At 65.9% G+C, this 19272-nt stretch carries 14 protein-coding genes; 4 read left to right on the top strand and 10 right to left on the bottom strand.

From position 1 onward, the window contains the following. Positions 1-52: 52 nt before the first annotated feature. Positions 53-1225, top strand: coding sequence for a cationic peptide resistance protein CprA (cprA, locus tag LDJ84_RS19105; protein ID WP_226045263.1), 1173 nt, complete (start codon positions 53-55; stop codon positions 1223-1225). Between the two features lie 77 nt (positions 1226-1302). Here cprA and LDJ84_RS19100 read toward each other — a convergent pair whose 3' ends face one another. After that, entirely contained in the window at positions 1303-2868 is a 1566-nt protein-coding gene (locus tag LDJ84_RS19100; protein WP_024763548.1) for a methyl-accepting chemotaxis protein, read from the bottom strand. A gap of 195 nt (positions 2869-3063) precedes the next feature. Continuing rightward, positions 3064-5796: an aconitate hydratase AcnA gene (gene acnA, locus LDJ84_RS19095; RefSeq protein ID WP_065086653.1), complete on the bottom strand. Its 2733-nt coding sequence runs from the start codon at positions 5794-5796 to the stop codon at positions 3064-3066. Positions 5797-6141: 345 nt separating this feature from the next. Here acnA and rlmM point away from each other — a divergent pair, with 345 nt between their 5' ends. Both rlmM and LDJ84_RS19085 read left to right on the top strand, forming a co-directional pair. Continuing rightward, positions 6142-7209, top strand: a complete 1068-nt coding sequence (rlmM, locus tag LDJ84_RS19090; protein WP_226045262.1) for a 23S rRNA (cytidine(2498)-2'-O)-methyltransferase RlmM — start codon at positions 6142-6144, stop codon at positions 7207-7209. A gap of 100 nt (positions 7210-7309) precedes the next feature. Beyond that, positions 7310-8188, top strand: a complete 879-nt coding sequence (locus tag LDJ84_RS19085; RefSeq protein WP_024763545.1) for a MaoC family dehydratase — start codon at positions 7310-7312, stop codon at positions 8186-8188. 229 nt (positions 8189-8417) lie between these two features. Here LDJ84_RS19085 and LDJ84_RS19080 read toward each other — a convergent pair whose 3' ends face one another. Beyond that, a complete protein-coding gene (locus LDJ84_RS19080) occupies positions 8418-9974 on the bottom strand; it encodes an alpha/beta hydrolase (protein WP_024763544.1) in 1557 nt (518 codons plus the stop codon). Between the two features lie 152 nt (positions 9975-10126). Here LDJ84_RS19080 and tusA point away from each other — a divergent pair, with 152 nt between their 5' ends. After that, positions 10127-10366: a sulfurtransferase TusA gene (gene tusA, locus LDJ84_RS19075; protein WP_015477744.1), complete on the top strand. Its 240-nt coding sequence runs from the start codon at positions 10127-10129 to the stop codon at positions 10364-10366. Positions 10367-10592: 226 nt separating this feature from the next. Here the strand turns inward: tusA and LDJ84_RS19070 are convergent, their stop codons facing one another. The 7 genes from LDJ84_RS19070 to LDJ84_RS19040 all read right to left on the bottom strand — a co-directional run bounded on the left by LDJ84_RS19070 (position 10593) and on the right by LDJ84_RS19040 (position 19150). Then, entirely contained in the window at positions 10593-11408 is an 816-nt protein-coding gene (locus tag LDJ84_RS19070) for an ABC transporter permease (protein WP_024763543.1), read from the bottom strand. A gap of 275 nt (positions 11409-11683) precedes the next feature. After that, on the bottom strand, positions 11684-12520 hold the full coding sequence (locus LDJ84_RS19065; RefSeq protein ID WP_024763542.1) for an ABC transporter permease: 837 nt from the start codon (positions 12518-12520) through the stop codon (positions 11684-11686). A 15-nt stretch (positions 12521-12535) separates the two neighbouring features. Beyond that, entirely contained in the window at positions 12536-13651 is a 1116-nt protein-coding gene (locus tag LDJ84_RS19060; protein ID WP_024763541.1) for an ABC transporter substrate-binding protein, read from the bottom strand. Positions 13652-13707: 56 nt separating this feature from the next. After that, positions 13708-14793 (bottom strand): ABC transporter ATP-binding protein, encoded by a 1086-nt coding sequence (locus tag LDJ84_RS19055; protein WP_038803523.1) that lies wholly within the window; start codon positions 14791-14793, stop codon positions 13708-13710. Positions 14794-14932: 139 nt separating this feature from the next. Next, on the bottom strand, positions 14933-15856 hold the full coding sequence (locus LDJ84_RS19050; protein WP_037018793.1) for a LysR substrate-binding domain-containing protein: 924 nt from the start codon (positions 15854-15856) through the stop codon (positions 14933-14935). Between the two features lie 518 nt (positions 15857-16374). Then, positions 16375-17688: an NAD(P)/FAD-dependent oxidoreductase gene (locus LDJ84_RS19045; protein WP_024763539.1), complete on the bottom strand. Its 1314-nt coding sequence runs from the start codon at positions 17686-17688 to the stop codon at positions 16375-16377. 97 nt (positions 17689-17785) lie between these two features. Further along, the gene (locus LDJ84_RS19040) at positions 17786-19150 is read right to left on the bottom strand and encodes a glutamine synthetase family protein (protein WP_084357301.1); all 1365 of its coding nucleotides are present in this window, start codon (positions 19148-19150) and stop codon (positions 17786-17788) included. Positions 19151-19272 lie beyond the last annotated feature (122 nt).

Here is a 19272-nt window from a genome sequence, read left to right as displayed (position 1 = left end):
CCGGCTTCCAAGAGCCGGCAACCCGCTCCCAGAGGACAGGCCGAAGGCTGCCATGAACACCGAATTTGCCGATCGCATTGCCACCCACGCCCCGCGTTTCACCCCAGGTATCGCGCACAGTCTGCTGCTGACTGGCGCCACCGGTTTCCTCGGCGGCTCCGTTGCCGCGCACCTGATTGCCGACGGCCAGAGCGAGGCACTGCTGTTTCTGGTGCGTGCCAGAACCCCAGCCCAGGGCCTGGAGCGCCTGCGCGACAACCTGCGGCTGCACTGCGTGCCAGAGGCTGCCCTGGAGCGCCTGCAGGACCACCAGATCCTTTGCGGCGATCTGCTCGACACCGCCTGGATGCAGGGCGAACGCGCACGTCTGATGCGCGTGGAGCAGGTGATCAATTGTGCCGCCGTCGCCTCGTTTTCGAAGAACCCGAGCATCTGGCCGGTGAATGTCGAAGGCACCTTCGCCTTCGCCAAACTGCTCAGCCAGTCCCGCAACCTCAAGCGCTTCCTGCATGTAGGGACGGCCATGTGCTGCGGGCCGCAGCGCGAGTCGCCGGTGCGCGAATCCTGGGACTTCCCCGACAGCGAAGAACAACTGGTGGACTACACCGCCTCCAAGGCCGAGATCGAACGGCGCATGCGCGAAGAACTGCCGCAGTTACCGCTGGTGGTGGCGCGGCCGTCCATCGTGGTCGGGCATCGCGAACTGGGCTGCCGCGCCTCGGGCAGCATCTTCTGGGTGTTCCGCATGGGCTTCGCCCTGGAGAGTTTTACCTGCGGCCTGGACGAGCAGATCGATGTGATCCCGGTGGACTACTGCGCCGAGGCACTGGTCACCCTGGCGCTCAAGCCGCAACTGAGCCACAACCTCTACCACATCTCCGCCGGACACGGCTCTGCCTGCACCTTCGGCGAAATCGACCAGGCCTACGCCGACGCCCGTGGCGAGACTCCGGTGGGGGACCGCTACCGGAAGGTCAGTTCGGAGGATCTGCGCGAGCTGGCCGGCAGCTTCGAGAGTCGAATCGGCAAGGCCAACCCGCGCCTTGTGCTGCGTGCGCTGCGCCTGTACAGCGGCTTCGCCGACCTCAACTACCTGTTCGACAACCAGCGTCTGCTCGACGAAGGCATCGCCGCGCCGCCGCGCTTCACCGACTACGTGGGCGTGTGCGTGCATTCCTCGCGAGATGTCAGCATCCCGGCTCAGATGCAGTGGGACTTCAAGTAGCTGGCAGATGCCTCTGCAGGAACGGGCGCGCCAGCGATCTCGCGCCTGGCGCGCTCCGGCAGGGAGCCTGTCAAGGCTCAGCGGTTGAACCGCTCCACCAGCGAGTACTGGCGTTGTGCGGTCTGCGTCAGCTCCTCGCTGAGCAGGGCGGTGCGCTGGGCTTCGCCGGACGTCTGGTCGGCGAGATTGGCGATGGTGCTGATGTTGCGGTTGATCTCCTCGGCCACGGCGCTCTGTTCTTCCGCGGCGGCGGCGATCTGGGTAGTCATCTCGGTGATGTTCGCCACCGCATCGCTGATGCCCACTAGCGCGTTGTCCGCCTGCAACACGCGGTCCACGCCTTCGTCGGCCTGGCGGCGACCGGACTCCATGGCGCGCACGGCTTCGGTGGCGGTGTTCTGCAGGTTGGCGATCAACTGGTGAATCTGCCCGGTGGACTCGGCGGTGCGCTGGGCCAGCGAACGGACTTCGTCGGCGACCACGGCAAAGCCGCGGCCCATCTCGCCAGCACGGGCTGCCTCGATGGCGGCATTGAGTGCCAGCAGGTTGGTCTGGTCGGCGATGCCCTTGATCACGTCCACCACACCGCCTATCTGCTCGCTGTCGCGGGCCAGCTGACTGACCGCTTCACCGGTTTCACCCACGGAGTTGGAGAGACGCTGCATGGCCTCGCGGGTCTCGGCGGCGATCTGCCGGCCCTCAGTGGTCAGGTCGTTGGCCTGGCGGGTGGCATCGGCCGTGCGCTGCACGTTGTCGGCCACTTCCTGGGTGGTAGCGGCCATCTGGTTGACGGCGGTGGCCACCTGCTCGGTCTCCTGACGCTGGCGGTCGAGGCCGGCGGAACTGTGGTGGGCCAGTGAGTCGGCTTCGCGGGCCTGCTCGGTGAGGGTTTCAGCGGTGTCCTGCAGACGAGTCAGACAGGTCTTCAGGCGTGCTTCCTGGCTGAGAATGGACATTTCCAGGCGCGCCTGTGCGCCCCGGCTGTCGGTGTACATCTGTGCGATCAGCGGGTCGGAAGTGGTCTGCTCTGCCAGGCGCAGCAGGCGCTTGAGGCCGCGCTGCTGCCAGCCAAGGCCGATGAGGCCGAGCGGGATCGACAGCAGGGCGGCCAGCAGGAAGCCCCAGTGAGAATTCAGCCAGACGCCGATGAGGAAGCCGATCTGGCCGATCAGGATGAACGGCAGCCAGTCCAGCAGCACCGGCAGCCAGCGGTCGCGGGTGGGAATGGCCGACTTTCCGGCATTGATCCGTGCATACAGCGCCTCGGCACGGCGCACCTGTTCGGCGGTGGGTTTCACCCGCACCGACTCGTAACCGACGATCTCGTTGCGCTCATAGATGGGCGTGACGTAGGCGCTGACCCAGTAGTGGTCGCCGTTCTTGCAGCGATTCTTGACGATGCCCATCCACGGGCGGCCCTTTTTCAGGGTGGTCCACATGTGCGCGAACACGGCGGACGGAACGTCCGGGTGGCGCACCAGGTTGTGCGGTGCGCCGACCAGTTCCTCGCGGGAGAATCCGCTGATGGCGGTAAAAGCTTCATTGGCGTAACCGATCACGCCGCGGGCATCGGTGGTGGAGATCAGCCGCTGTTCGGCGGGGAAGGAGCATTCACGCTGGGTGATCGGCTGGTTGTTGCGCATCAGGCTGGGATCTCGGGCAAAGTCGAAAATGGTACGTCTGTCCAGCTTATCGGCCGCCAGATCGAAAATTTGATGGCTGTCACAGAAAAAAGTCAGAAGAGTGACGCCAGGATATGGACGATAGCCTATCGCCACTGGTCACCGAAATGAAACCAAAGAAGGAGGCGGCGGCCTGTTGCAGGTCGCCGCCATGCCTCAGATCAGGCTGCGCAGCACGTAGTGAAGGATGCCGCCGGCCTTGAAGTACTCGACTTCGTTCTGGGTATCGATCCGGCAGAGCACCTCGAAGCTGTCCTGGCTGCCGTCCTCGCGCTGCACCGCGACCTTTAGGTTCATGTGCGGCTTCAGCTCGCCGGACAGGCCGCTGATGCTCAGAACTTCCTTGCCGGTCAGCTTGAGCGCCTTGCGGTCCTCGCCGTCCTTGAACTGCAGCGGCAACACGCCCATGCCCACCAGGTTGGAGCGGTGGATGCGCTCGAAGCTTTCGGCGATCACTGCCTTTACCCCCAGCAGGTTGGTGCCCTTGGCTGCCCAGTCACGGGAGGAGCCGGTGCCGTATTCCTTGCCGGCGACGATCACCAGCGGCGTGCCGTCCTGCTGGTAGCGCATGGCGGCATCGTAGATCGCCAGCTTGTCGCCGGTGGGTACGTAGAGGGTGTTGCCACCTTCCTCGCCACCGAGCATCTCGTTCTTGATGCGGATATTGGCGAAAGTGCCGCGCATCATCACTTCATGGTTCCCACGGCGCGATCCGTAGGAGTTGAAATCGGCGTAGGCCACGCCGTGCTCGCTGAGGTAACGCCCGGCCGGGCTGTCCTTCTTGATGTTGCCGGCGGGGGAGATGTGGTCGGTGGTTACCGAATCGCCCAGCACCGCAAGGATGTTGGCGCCTTTGATGTCCTCGACTTTCGGTGGCGCGTCGGCGATGTGCTCGAAGAAGGGCGGATGCTGGATGTAGGTGGAGTCGTTCTGCCAGACGTAGGTCTTGGCGTCCGGCACCTGGATCGCGCGCCATTTCTCATCGCCCTGGAAGACTTCGGCGTATTCCTTGTGGAACATCGCCGTATCGACTTTCTGTACGGCGTCAGCGATTTCCTGCTGGGTTGGCCAGATGTCCTTCAGATAGACCGGCTGACCGTCCTTGCCGGTGCCCAGTGGGTCCCTGGTCAGGTCGGTGCGCACGGTACCGGCCAGGGCGTAGGCGACCACCAGCGGCGGCGAGGCCAGCCAGTTGGTTTTCACCAGCGGATGGACGCGGCCTTCGAAGTTGCGGTTGCCGGAAAGCACCGAGGCGACGGTCAGGTCGGCCTGCTGTACCGCCTTCTCGATGGGCTCCAGCAGCGGCCCCGAGTTGCCGATGCAGGTGGTGCAGCCGTAACCCACCAGGTCGAAGCCCAGTTCGTCCAGGTAGCGGGTCAGGCCGGCGGCGCGGAAGTAGTCGGTCACCACTTTCGAGCCGGGTGCGAGCGAGCTCTTCACCCAAGGCTTGCGCTGCAGGCCTTTCTCCAGCGCCTTCTTCGCCAGCAGGCCGGCGGCCATCATGACGCTGGGATTGGAGGTGTTGGTGCAGGAAGTGATGGCGGCGATCACCACGGCGCCGTTCTTCAGGCGATGGGTCTGGCCGTCGTGCTGGTAATCGGTCTCGCCGGCCGCAATGGAGGCGCCCACGGCCGCACCGCCGCCACCTTCATTGAGCAGGCGACCTTCTTCGCTGGGCACGGGCTTGATCTGCAGGCCGAGGAAGTCATCGAACGCCTGGCCGACATGGCCGAGGGCGACGCGGTCCTGCGGGCGCTTCGGCCCGGCGAGGCTGGCTTCGACTTCGCCCATGTCCAGTTGCAGGCTGTCGGTGAAGACCGGCTCGTGGCCTTTCTCGCGCCACAGGCCCTGGGCCTTGCTGTAGGCCTCCACCAGCTTGACGGCATCGTCCGGGCGGCCGGACAGGCGCAGGTAGCCCAGGGTGATCTCGTCTACCGGGAAGAAACCGCAGGTGGCGCCGTACTCCGGGGCCATGTTGGCGATGGTGGCGCGGTCCGCCAGCGGCAGGTCGGCGAGGCCGTCGCCATAGAATTCGACGAATTTTCCGACAACACCTTTCTTGCGCAGCATCTGAGTGACGGTCAGCACCAGGTCGGTGGCGGTGATGCCTTCCTTCAGCTTGCCGGTGAGCTTGAAGCCGATCACCTCGGGAATCAGCATCGACACTGGCTGGCCGAGCATGGCCGCTTCTGCCTCGATGCCGCCGACGCCCCAGCCGAGCACGCCGAGGCCGTTGATCATGGTGGTGTGCGAATCGGTGCCGACCAGTGTGTCGGGGAAGGCGTAGGTGCGGCCGTCCTCGTCCTTGGTCCACACCGTGCGTCCCAGGTATTCCAGGTTGACCTGGTGGCAGATGCCGGTGCCCGGCGGCACCACGCGGAAGTTGTCGAAGGCGTTCTGGCCCCAGCGCAGGAAGGCGTAGCGCTCGCCGTTGCGCTCCATCTCGATCTCGACGTTCTGCGCGAAGGCTGACTGGCTGGCGAACTTGTCGACCATCACCGAGTGGTCGATGACCAGGTCGACCGGCGACAGCGGGTTGATCTTCTGCGGATCACCGCCGGCCTTGGCCATGGCGTCGCGCATGGCGGCCAGGTCGACCACCGCCGGCACGCCGGTGAAGTCCTGCATCAGCACGCGGGCGGGGCGGTACTGGATCTCGCGCTCGGAGCTGCGGGTCTTCAGCCAGCCGGCCAGGGCTTTGAGGTCATCGCCGGTGACGGTATTGCCGTCCTCCCAGCGCAACAGGTTTTCCAGCAGGACTTTCAGGGACATGGGCAGTTTGCCCAGGTCGCCGAGACTCTTCGCCGCTTCAGGCAGGCTGTAATAGTGATAGGTCTTGCCGGCGACCTCCAGGGTACGCAGGCTGTTCAGGCTATCCACTGCGGGCATGACATTCTCCTCAGGCTTGGATTCTGCTCGTGATCGTCAGGCACGGCTGATGTCGGGTGCGCTAGCGATACTTGGCGAAAGTGCGTTCAACCGAGCTGATCCATCGCAGAAAAAGCGCGATTGGCGGCAAATTTCGCCATGCAGGGCAATCATCGGGCAGTCTTCTGGGCGGTTAGGCCAGAACACTCAAGCTAGACCGTCCGACGGGGTGTTGCCATCTGTTCTGGACCGTTCGCTTGGCGAACGGGTTCAGAACAAATGGCTCTGTCTGTGGGACCATTCCTGTAAATCAGCATGAAACCTTCGTGGGCAGCCTCTATAGTGCGCGGCCGAGGAGACACCCCGATGAATACCCTGTTACTGCACTGCCGGCCGGGCTTCGAGAATGAGGTCTGCGCCGAGCTGTCCGAGCACGCTGCGCGCCTGGACATTCCCGGCTACGCTCGCGCCAAACCGGCTACAGCCTACGCCGAATTTATCTGCATGGATGCCAATGGCGCCGAGCGCCTGATGCGCCAACTGCGCTTCCCCGAGCTGATCTTCCCGCGCCAGTGGGCGCGAGGCACGGGCTTCACCACTCTGCCGGAGCAGGACCGCATTGGTGCGATCCTCGAGGCCCTGGCCGGCTTCCCGCAGTGCGGCAGCCTCTGGCTGGAGGTGTTCGACACCAACGACGGCAAGGAGCTTTCGACCTTCTGCCGCAAGTTCGAGAAGCCCCTGCGCGCGGCCCTGGTGAAAGCCGGCAAGCTCGTGGAAGACCCCAGCCTGCCGCGCCTGCTGCTGACCTTCCGCTCTGGCCGCGAGGCCTTTATCGGCGTGGCCGAGGCACGCAACTGCGCCATGTGGCCGATGGGCATTCCGCGCCTGAAGTTCCCTCGCGAGGCGCCCAGCCGCTCGACGCTCAAGCTGGAAGAAGCCTGGCACCACTTCATCCCCCGCGCCGACTGGGACCGCCGCCTGGCGCCGGACATGCTCGCCGTGGACCTGGGCGCATCGCCCGGCGGCTGGACCTGGCAGCTGGTGAACCGGGAGATGCGCGTGGTCGCCGTGGACAACGGGCCGATGGCGGAGAACCTGATGTACTCCGGGCTGGTCGAGCACCAGCGCGTAGACGGTTACGCCTTCCGCCCGCGCCAGCGCATGGACTGGATGGTCTGCGATATCGTCGAGAAGCCCGCACGCACGGGAGCGATGATCGAGACCTGGATCGGCGAGGGGCTGTGCCGCGAGGCCATCGTCAACCTCAAGCTGCCGATGAAGCAGCGTTATGCCGAGGTGCGGCGCATCCTCGACCGCCTGGAGGAGTCCTTCCGCGAGCGTGGGCTGAAAGTGCAGATCGGCTGCAAGCAGCTTTACCACGATCGTGAGGAAGTGACCTGCCACCTGCGCCGCATCGAGAAGGGCGAGCGCTAGCGACTCGGAACGGCTCCGCAGCGCCACCCGACCTTCGGTGGCTTGTCGCGCCGCCCGGCATTGCCCATGCTAGGCGGCGCGAATCCTTGCGGAGACCTTCGTGAAGCGAAAGTTGCCCTCCCTGCTGGGCAGTTACAGCCGTATGCTGCTGCCGCGCCGCGGCCTGGGCCGCGATGAGCGCGTGCCCTACCTGGCAATGGACAGCCGTACCCTGAAATTCGACCTGCGCCACCTGCGCGCCTATCGCCAGCACTTCGGTCTCGACCCGGCGCTGGGCGTGCCGCTGCTCTATCCGCAGGTCATCAGCCTGCCGCTGCACCTGCGCCTGCTCAGCCGATCGCGCATGCCGCTGTCGGTCGTGGGGCTGATCCACCTGCGCAGCCATATCCAGCGCTACCGCATGCTTGATGAGCACGAACCGCTGCAGTTCGACTGCCGCATCCTCACCAGCCGGCGTAGCGAGCTGGGGCTGGAAGTGGATGTGGTCACCGAGGCCTGGCACCACGACATGCTCTATTGGCAGTCGATCACCACCTACCTGCGCCGTGGCGATTTCCTCGATGCCCAGACCGAACCCGACCCGCTGCCGGAGCGCGCCCAGTGGCACACCCTGGAAGCGCCCGTCCACTCCGGCGTGCAGTGGCGCGTGCCGAAGATCGTCGGCTGGCGCTACGCGGGTCTGAGTGGTGACTTCAACCCGCTGCACCTGTCGCGCCTGATGGCCTCGCATTACGGCTTCGGCAAACCCTTCGCCCACGGCATGTGGGGCCTGGCGCGCAGCCTGACCGGCCGCCGCCTGACGGAGAATGTGCGCCTGGATGCACACTTCAAGGCGCCGCTGCCGCTGGGCAGCCAGGTGAAGCAGGTCTATCGCCGCCTCGGCAAGAAGGAGCAGTGGGCGTTGCTGCCCGCCGAAGGCGATGGCCAGCCGATGCTGCTGGCGCAACTGGATGAAGCGCCGGACGGGCCGTTGCGTTAGGAGATTCGCCGGGAAGCGTTGGTGTGGCTCTGTTCGCGAGCAAGCTCGCTCCTACAAACAGCGCGCCGATGCAAACCTGTAGGAGCGAGCTTGCTCGCGAACCGCTCAGCGCAGCGCTTGCCCGATGCTGACAACCCGTTGAACACGATGTCTGCCGTCATTGCCCGCGGGCCATTGATGGGTATCGCTTCGCTCCACGCCATCCTACGGTTCGACGATCGATGCGTATTTATCGACGCTCCGCCACACGCGGTTGCAGCGGCACCAGGCTCGGCAGCTGCACCTCGCCCCGCAACTCTACCGGTGCGATGCGCCAGGAACTGTTGAACAGGTACTGGTCGCTGAAACCGCTCACCAGCAGACCGACCTCGTCCCCCGGCGCAAGGCTGGCGCTGACGGCGTTGAGGCGCGTGCTGCCCTGGTTCGCCAGGGGTTTCACCTGTTCATCCAGGCGCTGCGTGCGGCCATCGGCGCTACGGATCGCCAGCGCCGCAAAAACCTGTGCGTCCGGGCGTTCCGCCAGCGGTTGATCCAGGCGCACTTCGGCGCTGCCCAGCAAGGCGCTGGTTTCGCTCACGCGCTGCAAGGGGATGAACGTCGAAGGCTGAACCAGGCCACTCAATGCCGGCCGGATCGCCGTGGCCGGCAGCGCGACGGTTACGCCCGGCGGAGGCAAGTCGTCCAGTGCCACTCCCTGGTCCAGATCGAGGCTGATGCACAGGTCCGGCACGCCGTCGGCGGCGCCAGGGCGCTTGCGCAGCTTTTCCTCGTACCAGGCGACGATGCCGGTATAGAGATTGATCGCCCGCGAGCCGCAATGGATCACCGGCTCGTTGTTGAACGGCGGCAATCCGCTCCAGGCTTGCATGGGCGGCGGCAGGATGTGGCCGCCCTGCATGCCGAGCAGGCGCACGTCCGCCGGGCCCTGTTTCAGGCACTGGCGGATCTGCAGGCCCTGGTCCAGCGGGAACAGGGTGTCGCGCAGACCCTGGATCAGCAGGGCGTCGGCGTGGGGCAGGCGGCCGGCCGCGCAGTAGCTGGCGAGGCTGTTGGCGTGCAGCTCGGCCTGTACCGGCTCCGCCATGCGCCCGCCGGTGGTGTGTAGGTAGTCGGCCTGGACGAACTTGCCCAGGTCGTAGCCGGTAGCGAGGCCCAGGCTGACCAGCACGCCGCCCCAGCCGATCTTCAGCTGGCCGTCCGGCGCCAGGGCGTCGGCCAGGTCGTACCAGGTGGCGATGGGCACGATGGCGTCGATGCGCGGGTCTTCCGCCGAGGCCAGCAGCTGCACGGCGCCGCCATAGCTTTCGCCGAGCATGCCGACGCGCGGGTCGTTCGGGCCGTCCATGGTCAGCCGTGCCAGGTGCGTGGCGGCCCAGTCGATCACTGCGCTGGCATCCTGGACCTCGAACTGCGGGTTCATCATCTCGATGCGCCCGTCGCTGCCGCCCCAGCCACGCTGGTCGTAGCTGACCACCCAGAAACCGGCCTTCCAGGCGCGCAAGGCGGCGCGGCCGGACATCATGTTCTTGCCGTAGTAACCCTCCGGCCCGGTCACCCGCCAGCCGCCCCAGCCGTGGGTGTGGACGATCAGCGGGGCCGTTTCGCCAGCCTTCAGCGCGGGCTGGAAGACCGTGGCGGAGAGCCGGGTGCCGTCGCGCGCGACGATGACCGCTTCGAACCAGGTGGCCGGCAGGTCCTGGCCGCGGCTGGCGCTGAAGTCCGGAACCTGGTCGCGGGCGGCGCAGCCGGCGAGCAGGGCGAGGCACAGGCAGAGGAGGGCGCGCATCGGGACTCCAGGCAGGTCAGGCAGGTGCGCCAGCATGCCCGGCGCCCGTAGCGCCCACCCCCAACCAAGGTTGGGTGACCCGGACGGACGCGAGGTGACCGCACGGTGCGCTTTGCGCGACAATACGCCATTGGTTTTTCTGGAGTTACCCGATGTCCCAGCCAGTCGATGCGATTCTCGACGCCACCGGCCTGAACTGCCCCGAGCCGGTCATGATGTTGCACAACAAGGTGCGCGACCTGCCGGCCGGCGGGCTGCTCAAGGTGATTGCCACCGACCCCTCCACGCGCCGTGACATTCCCAAGTTCTGCGTCTTCCTCGGCCACGAGCTGGTGGAGCAGCAGGAAGAGGCGGGGACCTACCTGTACTGGATTCGCAAGAAGGCGGAGTGATCGCGCTGCCGATATCCGGTCGCCCGTGGGAGCGGACTTCGTCCGCGATGTCTTTACGCCGCGCGGTTGTTGCAGGGAGTGGCCGCTGCGCCCGACGTTGAATTTCAGCCGCAGAGTCACCGGCGATAGCGCTTTTCTGTGGGAGTGAGCTTGCTCGCGAAGCGCCCGGCGCCGGAGCTGCCAGGGGATTTGTTCGCGAGCAAGCTCGCTCCCACAGGGAAAGGCTTCAGCTTCCTACCGGGCGTGCGGCAATCTTCTGGGCGATCATCCGCCCGATCAGCGCGACGAAGGTGAGGGCGATCAGCACCACCGAAATCGCCGCTACCGCCGGGTCGATGTTGTCGCGCAGGCCGGACCAGATCTGCCGCGGCAACGTGTTCACCTCGGTACTGGTGACGAACAGGGTCACCGCGATCTCCTCCCAGCTCAGGGCAAAGCACAGCAGCGCCGTGCTCGCCACGCCCAGCTTGAGGTTCGGCAGCACCACCATGAAGGTGGTCTGGCCCAGGCTCGCGCCGAGGTTGCGCGCGGCCAGCTCGATGCGCCGATCCAGCTGGCTGAGCGCCACCAGCATGGTCACCACGCCGTAGGGCACCACCATCACGATGTGCGCGATGGTCAGCCCGAACAGGGTGTCGTAGCCCAGGCCGGGGGCGAACTGGCTGACCTTGGTCTCCATGAAGTACAGGACCATCGCCGAGATCATTGGCGGGATCGCCATGGGCAGCAGCACCAGGCCGATCAGCAGGGTCGCCAGGCGCGAGCGCAGGTACCAGATGCCGAGGCTGAAGCTCACCGCCAGCGCGGTCGCAATGATGCAGGTGGCGGTGGCGACGATCAGGCTCTGGCTGATCGCCGAGAGCCATTCCGGGCTGTCCAGCAGCGCGTGGTAATGCCGCAGCGACCAGTTGCCGTTGGGCATCGACAGGAAACGCTTGCTGGTGAAGGACACCGGGATCACCGCCAGCAGCGGGAAGATCATGAAGATCATCGCCATGGTCGCCAGCAGGCGGCTGGGGGCTTTGGTTTCGTGTGCGTTCATCATGAGGGCCTGTTGTCGTTTCGCGGCGAGCCGCGTTGCCGCGTCAAATTGCGCCAGGCAAGGCGCGGGACGCAGGTTATGGTTATTCCCTTGGCAAGTCCTGCAACGCAGCATGGCGCGATTTGCCGCGCAACCCGGAGGGACGGGGCCCATTTGGCGCAGTGCCGCGTTGCTCGTCGTTCATTTGGATCACCAAACCTCTCTCCTCGCGCCTTGCCCTGCGCCAAATGGGCCTCCGTCGCGGTCGTCGCGAAACGACCACAGGCCCTCGTTCCTCAGCCGACCAGCTTGTCGACGCGGGTCATGCGCAGCAGCGCCCAGATCATCCCGCTCACCAGCGCCAGCAGCACCACCGAAAGCGCCGCGCCTAGGCCCCAGTTGCTGGTCTGGAACATCTGCAGGTAGACGTACTCGGCCACCATCACCGTCTGCCCACCGCCGAGGATCGCCGGGGTGATGAAGAAGCCCAGGCAGAACACGAAGACGATGATGAAGGCGCCAAGAATGCCCGGAATGGTCTGCGGCACGAAGATGCTCCAGAAGGTGCGCATCTGCCCGGCGCCCAGGCCGCGCGCGGCGAGCAGCACGCGCGGGTCGAGGCGGCGCATGGTCGAGACCAGCGGGAACAGCGCGAAGGGCACCATGAAGTGGACCATGCCGATCACCACGCCCAGCTCGTTGCGCGTGAGTTGCAAGGGCTCGCTGGTGATGCCCAGGTATTGCAGCCAGTCGTTGAGCAAACCGTTGCTGCGCAGGGCAATCAGCCAGCCGAAGGCACGCACCAGCACCGACAGCCAGAACGGGATGAACACGCAGATTTCCACCACGCGCTGCCAGAACGGCGGGCTGTAGACCCAGCAGTAGGCCATCAGGTAGGCGATCACCAGGGAGATCACGCTGACCGTGGTGCACAGGCGGAAGGTCCGCCAGAGCACGTCGTGGATCGCCGGGTCCGTCATGATCCGCTGGTACTGCTCGATCCCGGGCTCCGGCAGGGTCACGCTCCAGCCGAGCACGCCGAGGAAGGGCAGTACGTAGAACACGAACAGGACGATCGGCAGCGGCAGCAGCAGGGCGCCCAGCTTGAGCCGCGAGGGGGCGTTATCGGCCATGACCTGCGCTCCGCGTCACTTGGAAATGTGGGTCAGGTACTGCTCCAGGGTTGCCCCGTAGTGGTCGGTGTACCACTCGTGGCTGAGCATGATCTGCTTGGGCAGGTTCGCCGGGTCCGTGCAGTTGAGGTGCTTGCGGTCGTCAGGGATCAACGCGGCGGCGGCGGGGTTGGCCGGGCCGTTGCCGAACATCTTGAACAGTTCGACCTGGGTCTGCGGGTCCTGGGCGTAGGCAATGAACTTCATCGCCGCCTCGGTGCCGGCCGGGTTGCCCTTGAGCACGCCCCAGTTACTGCAGCCCAGCAGGGCGTTGTCGAAGGTCCACTTGATGCGGCCTTCGCTGTCGTCGGTGATGACCTGAGCGCGGGTGTTCCAGATCGCGCCCATGGACACTTCGCCCTCGATCAGCAGCTGCTGGGTTTCCGCCCCCGAGCCCCAGAAGGACAGCACATGGGGCTTGAGCTCCTCGATCTTCTTCAGGGCACGCGGCACGTCCAGCGGGTAGAGCTTGTCCGGGGTCACGCCGTCGGCCAGCAGCGCGGCCTCCAGCATGCCGTTCATCCACTTGTAGAGGGTGCGCTTGCCGGGGAAGGTCTTCACGTCCCAGAAGTCAGCCCAGGTCTTGGGTGCCTTGTCGCCGAAACGCTCGCTGTCGTAGGCGATCACGTAGCTGAGCATGTAGTCGGCGATGCCGTACTCGTAGGCGAAGCCGGGCAGCACCTTGTCCTTGGACACGACGTTGTAGTCGATCGGCTGCACCAGGCCTTCCTTGCCGAGTATCTGCAGGACCGAGCTCTCTGCGTCGACCACGTCCCAGCTCACCCGGCCGCTGGACAGCTGGGTGCGGATGGCGCCCTCGGTAGGGCCGCTGCCGTCGATCTTGGTGGGGATGCCGGTGGCCTTGGAGAAGCCCTCGGTCCAGGCCTTGCCGAATGCCTTGATCGCGTCGCCGCCCCAGTTCACCACCACCAGCGGCTTGTCGCCGGCGGCGAAGCTCACGCCGCTGCGCAGGGCCAGCGGCAGGGCGGCCATCAGGCCCATGCCCTTGAGGAAGGTGCGGCGGTCGATCTGCCCGCGGCGGGTCTTTTCGATGAGGACTTCGATGCAGTCTTGCTGGTGAGGATTGAACATGGGTGCAGCTCCCGATCAGGTGGGATGGCGAAAAGGGGACTAACGCGTTCGGCGGCTCAGGCCAGCAGCAGGCTTTTCTCGATGGGCCAGCTCAGCCAGACCTTCGAACCGTGCTCCAGGCGCGAGGCCTGATGGTCGGCGTGCACGGCCAGGCTCATGGGCAACTTGCCTTCGGCACCGGCACCTAGGCACAGCTCGGTGCTGGCGCCCTGGTAGGTCTTGGCGGTGAGCACGGCCTGCACCACGTTGTGGCCGTTCACCTGCGGCGGGGCGCTGTGCAGCTGCATGTGTTCCGGGCGCACCGCCAGCAGCGGTGCGTCGGCCTGTATGGCGTTGGAATAGCTGGCGCGCAGCTCGGCCTCACCGAAGCGTCCGCAGGCCAGCTCGCCGGCGCGGCCCACCTGGCTGAGCGGGAAGAGGTTCATCTTGCCGAGGAATTCGGCGACGAAGCGGTTGTTCGGCTGGTTGTAGATGATTTCCGGCGCGTCGACCTGGGCCAGTTGGCCACGGTTGAAGATGGCGATGCGGGTGGACAGCGCGAGGGCTTCGTTCTGGTCGTGGGTGACGAAGACGAAGGTGGTGCCGACCTGGCGGTGGATGCGTTGCAGTTCGGCCTGCAGTTGCTCGCGCAGGTTCTTGTCGAGTGCCGAGAGCGGTTCGTCGAGCAGCAGCATGTCCGGTTCGAAGACCAGGGCGCGGGCGATGGCCACGCGTTGCTGCTGGCCGCCGGAGAGCTCGCCGGGGCGCTTGCCCAGGTGTTCGCCGAGGCCGACCACTTCGAGCATGTGGCGCACGCGGCGGTTGCGCTCCTCGGTCTTCACGCCGCGGATCTTCAGCGGGAAGGCGACGTTGTCCTCGATGCTCATGTGCGGGAACAGGGCGTAGCCCTGGAACACCATGCCGAAGTTGCGCTTCTCGGCGGGGCGCTTGGTGATGTCGGCGCCGCCTTCCTCCAGACGACCGCGGGACGGGTCCTGGAAGCCGGCGAGGATCATCAGGAAGGTGGTCTTGCCGGAGCCCGACGGGCCGAGGAGAGTGAGGAACTCACCCTGCTGGACGTCGATGTTCACGCCATCCAGCGCGTTGAAACTTCCGTAGCTCTTGCCGATGCCGATGGCACGGAGTTGGGGCTGTCGCTCCACTGCACTTACCTCGATTTCTTGTTCTTGTTCGAGCAGCCGCCGGGTGAGGATCAGGTAAAAATCAGCGGCCTTTTTTTAACGCAGTATTGTCAAATCTCTCTTCGCTTCAATCGCGTTTTTTTGCCCTCATTGTTCGAAATCACTCACCAATCAGCGCATGGCGCGCATTCTGGCGGAACTGCTCGGACATCCGCAGCTCGGCCTTCATCCACGCCTTGAAGGCCCGAACGTCGGGGCGTTCGGATTTGGCCGGGTCGGTGACGAAGTAGTAGCGGTTGGGCGGCTCGATGGCGACGTTGAACAGGCGCACCAACTGCCCCTTGGCCATGGCGTCGCCGCTGACCAGCGCATCGCCCATGGCCACGCCTTGCCCGGCGATGGCCGCCGACTGCACCAGGTGCGCGTCGGAGAAGACGATGCCGTTGCGCACATTGAGGTTCTTCACCCCGGCGGCGGCGGTCCACAGCAGCCAGTCGGAGTGATCGACCATGTGCAGGAACGGCAGGCTGGCCAGGTCTTCCGGCGAGTCGAGGCCGCCGACGGAGTTGATCAGCGACGGGCTGCACACCGGGAAGGTGTCCAGCGTGGCGATCAGGTCCACGTGCAGGTCCTGCCAGTCGCCCACGCCGTAGGCGATGAACAGGTCGACGTCACGGTCGCTGACATCGTCGGGGACGCGGGGCGAGACCAGGTTCAGCTCCACCTGCGGGTGGGCGCGCTGGAACTTGCCGATCTGGTGGCACAGCCAGTAGGTGGCAAAGCCCGGCGTGCAGCTCACGCACAGGCGGCCGGAAACTTCCTCGGCGTTGGCGAAGCGCCGCGCCTCGTTGAGGATCGCCAGGGCGCGCTGGGTTTCGCGGGCGAAGCATTCGCCGTGGTAGGTCAGCGCAATGCCGCGGCCAACCCGTTCGGTGAGCGGGATGCCCAGGCAGTCTTCGAGGCTGTGCAACTGGTGGCTGACGGCGCTGCGGGTCAGGCTCAGCTCGCTGGCCGCGCCGGACAGGCTGCCCAGGCGGGCGACGGCGTCCAGCACGCGCAGGGCGGTCATCGAGGGGAAACGCATGGCTCACTCCAAGTGCGCGAAGTGGAGCCTTTATCCCTGAGCGGGGCGGTGGTGTCGAGTGGCTGCGGGTACGGGCGGAGAGGGTGGGTGTTGCGGAGTGTTTCGCGCACCCCAGGAGCGCCGGAGCCAGACCGTAGGGCGAGTAACCTGGAACAGGTTATCCGCCGCTGCTCCTACGGCGGATAACGCTGGCGCGTTATTCGCCCTACAAAACTCGCGAACGGGTTTCGCAGCGGGGCGGGTTCGCGAGCAAGCTCGCTCCTACAAAGAGCCGTTCGCGCGCAACGGCAACCCCGGTCTTGCCGCTCCTACGGGATGACCTCGGCGCAGGGGCCGCCCTCACCCCAGCCCTCTCCCAGAGGGAGAGGGGGCCGTTCGGCGCAGGATGAAACCATGGCCTCAGCCGGCACAATCTGCCTCCTCTCCCTAAGGGAGAGGGCTGGGGTGAGGGGGAATCACAGGCGCGGACTGACCTGAAGAAGACAGTTGCTCCTACAACTCGACTTCTGATCTGGCCGTTAGCGCAGCTTTTCCATCATCTGGTAGTACCACATGCCCGCCGCCAGCATCGGGTTGCCGAACACGTCGCCCATGGGCACGCGGATGTGCTTGCACTGGGCGAAGGTGTCGAACTTCTCCAGGTCGCCGGTCATCGCCGTGGCCATGATCTCGCCCATGATGTGGGTGGTCGCCACGCCGTGGCCGGAGTAGCCCTGGCAGTACCAGACGTTCTCCGACAGCTTGCCCAGCTGCGGGATGCGGTTCATCACGATGCCCATGGCGCAGCTCCACTGGAACTCGATGTCCACGCCCTTGAGCGCCGGGAAGGTGCGCTCGATGCACGGGCGCAGTTCGCCGGCGATGTCGCGGGAGTCGCGACCCGAGTAGTTGGCGCCGCCGCCGAACAGCAGGCGGCCGTCGCCGGTCATGCGGTAGTAGTCGAGCACGAAGCGGCAGTCGTAGACGGCCAGGTCCTGCGGGTTGATGCGCTTGGCCAGTTCGCCCAGCGGCTTGGTGGTGACGATGCCGCCCATGGCCGGGAAGATCATGCCCTTGAGCTGCTTGCGCTCGAGCTTGTGGTAGACGTCGCCGGCCAGCATCACCTGCGCGGCGTTGATCCGTCCGCCCGAGGTGACCACCGCCGGGCGCGGGCCGTGGATGATGTCCAGCACTTCGGAGTGCTCGAAGATCAGCGCGCCCAGGCTGGCGGCGGCCTTGGCCTCGCCGATGCACAGGTTGAGCGGGTGCAGGTGCATGTTGCGGGTGTTCTTGATGGCGCCGCAGTAGAGGTCGCTTTCCAGGTGCGCGCGCACACCGGCGCCGTCCAGCAGGCTGATCTCGTCGCCCATGCCACGGCGCTTGGCGTCATCGAAGGTGGCCTTCAATTCGTCCATGTGCGACGGCTTCATCGCCGCGTGCAGGTGGCCGAACTTCAGGTCGCACTGGATGCCGTATTTCTCCACGCGGCTCTTGATGATCTCGTGGCCGCGCCAGCGCAGGTGCCAGATGAAGTCGTCGACGTCGTCGCCCAGCCACTGGCGCATCTGTTTTTCCATGGCGGAGTCGCCGGAGAGGCTGCCGGTGACCTGCCCGCCGTTGCGCCCGCTGGCGCCCCAGCCGACCTTGTTGGTCTCGACGATGGCGACCTTGTAGCCACGCTCGGCCAGCTCCACGGCAGTAGCAACACCGGTGAAGCCGCCGCCGATGATGGCGATGTCGACGTTCACCTCGCCCTGCAGCGTGGGGTAGCGGGTCTCTTCGTTGAGGCTCGCGGAATAATAGGACTTCGCGCGCTCGGGGGCGGGAGTGGCGGGGTTCAGTGCAGCGTTCATTTTTGTGTTTCCCTTGTTGTTCCTTTCCCTCTCCCTAGCCCTCTCCCTGAAGGGAGAAGGCTGGGGAGAGGGGCTTGCAAGCAGTTGCACGATGCTTTCACGCCTGCGTCAGATACCAGCGCCAGTCCTGCTCGCCGACCTCGCCCATGAACTGGCGGTATTCGGCCTGCTTGACCTTCAGGTAGACGCCGAGGAATTCGTGCCCCAGCGCGTCACGCGCCCAGCTGGAGCGTTCCAGCGCGCGCAGCGAGGTGAGCCAGTCGGTGGGCAGCAGTTCCTTGGCCTGGGCGTAGCCGTTGCCTTCCACCGGCGCACCCGGATCGATCGCCTCGCGAATGCCGCGGTGAATACCCGCGAGGATCGCGGCGGCAGCCAGGTACGGGTTGGCGTCGGCGCCGCAGATGCGGTGCTCGACGTGTCGGGTATTGGCCGGGCCGCCGGGCACGCGCAGGCTGACGGTGCGGTTATCGCAGCCCCAGGTCGGCGCCAGCGGCGCGTAGCTGTTGGCCTGGAAGCGGCGGTAGGAGTTGGCGTTGGGGCAGAACAGCAGCAGCGAGTCGAGGAGGCTTTTCAGCATGCCGCCCACGGACTGGCGCAGCAGCGGAGTGCCGGCGGGGTCTTCGCTGGCGAACAGGTTGTTGCCCTCGGCGTCGGCCAGGGACACGTGCATGTGCATGCCGGTGCCGGCGAGGTCGTCGAACGGCTTGGCCATGAAGCAGGCCTGCATGCCGTGCTTGTGCGCCACGCCTTTCACCAGGCGCTTGTAGCGCACGGCCTGGTCCATGGCGACCAGCGCATCGCCGTGCTCCAGGGTGATCTCCACCTGGCCCGGCGCGTATTCGGAAATCGCCGTGCGGGCCGGAATGCCCTGGGCCTTGCACGCGGCATAGAGGTCGGCGAGGAACGGCTCGATCTGCTCCAGCTCACGCAGGCCATAAACCTGCGTGGTGCGCGGGCGACCGCCGTCGGCGTCCAGCGCCGGTTGCGGGCGGCCATTGGCATCGCGCTTGGCGTCCAGCAGGTAGAACTCCAGCTCGCAGGCCATCACCGGGTGGAAGCCATCGGCCTTGAGGCCGTCGATCACGCGCAGCAGCACGTGGCGCGGATCGGCGATGTCCGCCGGCTTGCCTTCCTCGGGGTGCATGCTGACCTGCACCGCCGCCGTGGGAATCTGCCGCCAGGGCAGGCGCACCAGGCTGCCGGCCAACGGGTAGGCGCGGCAATCGATGTCGCCCACGTCCCAGACCAGCCCGGAATCCTCCACGTCCTCGCCGTGCACGGTGAGACCGAGGATGGTGCTGGGCAGCGGCCGGCCGGACTGGTACACGGCGAGCAGTTCCTCGCGGTGCAGCAGCTTGCCGCGCGGCACGCCGTTGGCGTCGAGGATGAACAGCTCGACCATCTCGATATCGGGGTTCTGGGCCAGGAAATACTGGGCTTCTTGCACGGAGGCGAAATTCATGGGGCTCTCGTTAGCATCCACGCGGATGCGCTGACGACCTGCAGGCCAGGGCCGCGCCGACGGGCGCAGGATTGAAGGCAGGCAAGCGATACAACGGGCTACGTCTTGTTCGAGAACGGCGT

The sequence above is a fragment of the Pseudomonas sp. HS-18 genome (assembly GCF_020401845.1).
Lineage (GTDB): Bacteria > Pseudomonadota > Gammaproteobacteria > Pseudomonadales > Pseudomonadaceae > Pseudomonas > Pseudomonas nitroreducens.
Note: the sequence above shows the minus strand (reverse complement) of the source record. Positions and strands in the feature narration are given on the sequence as shown.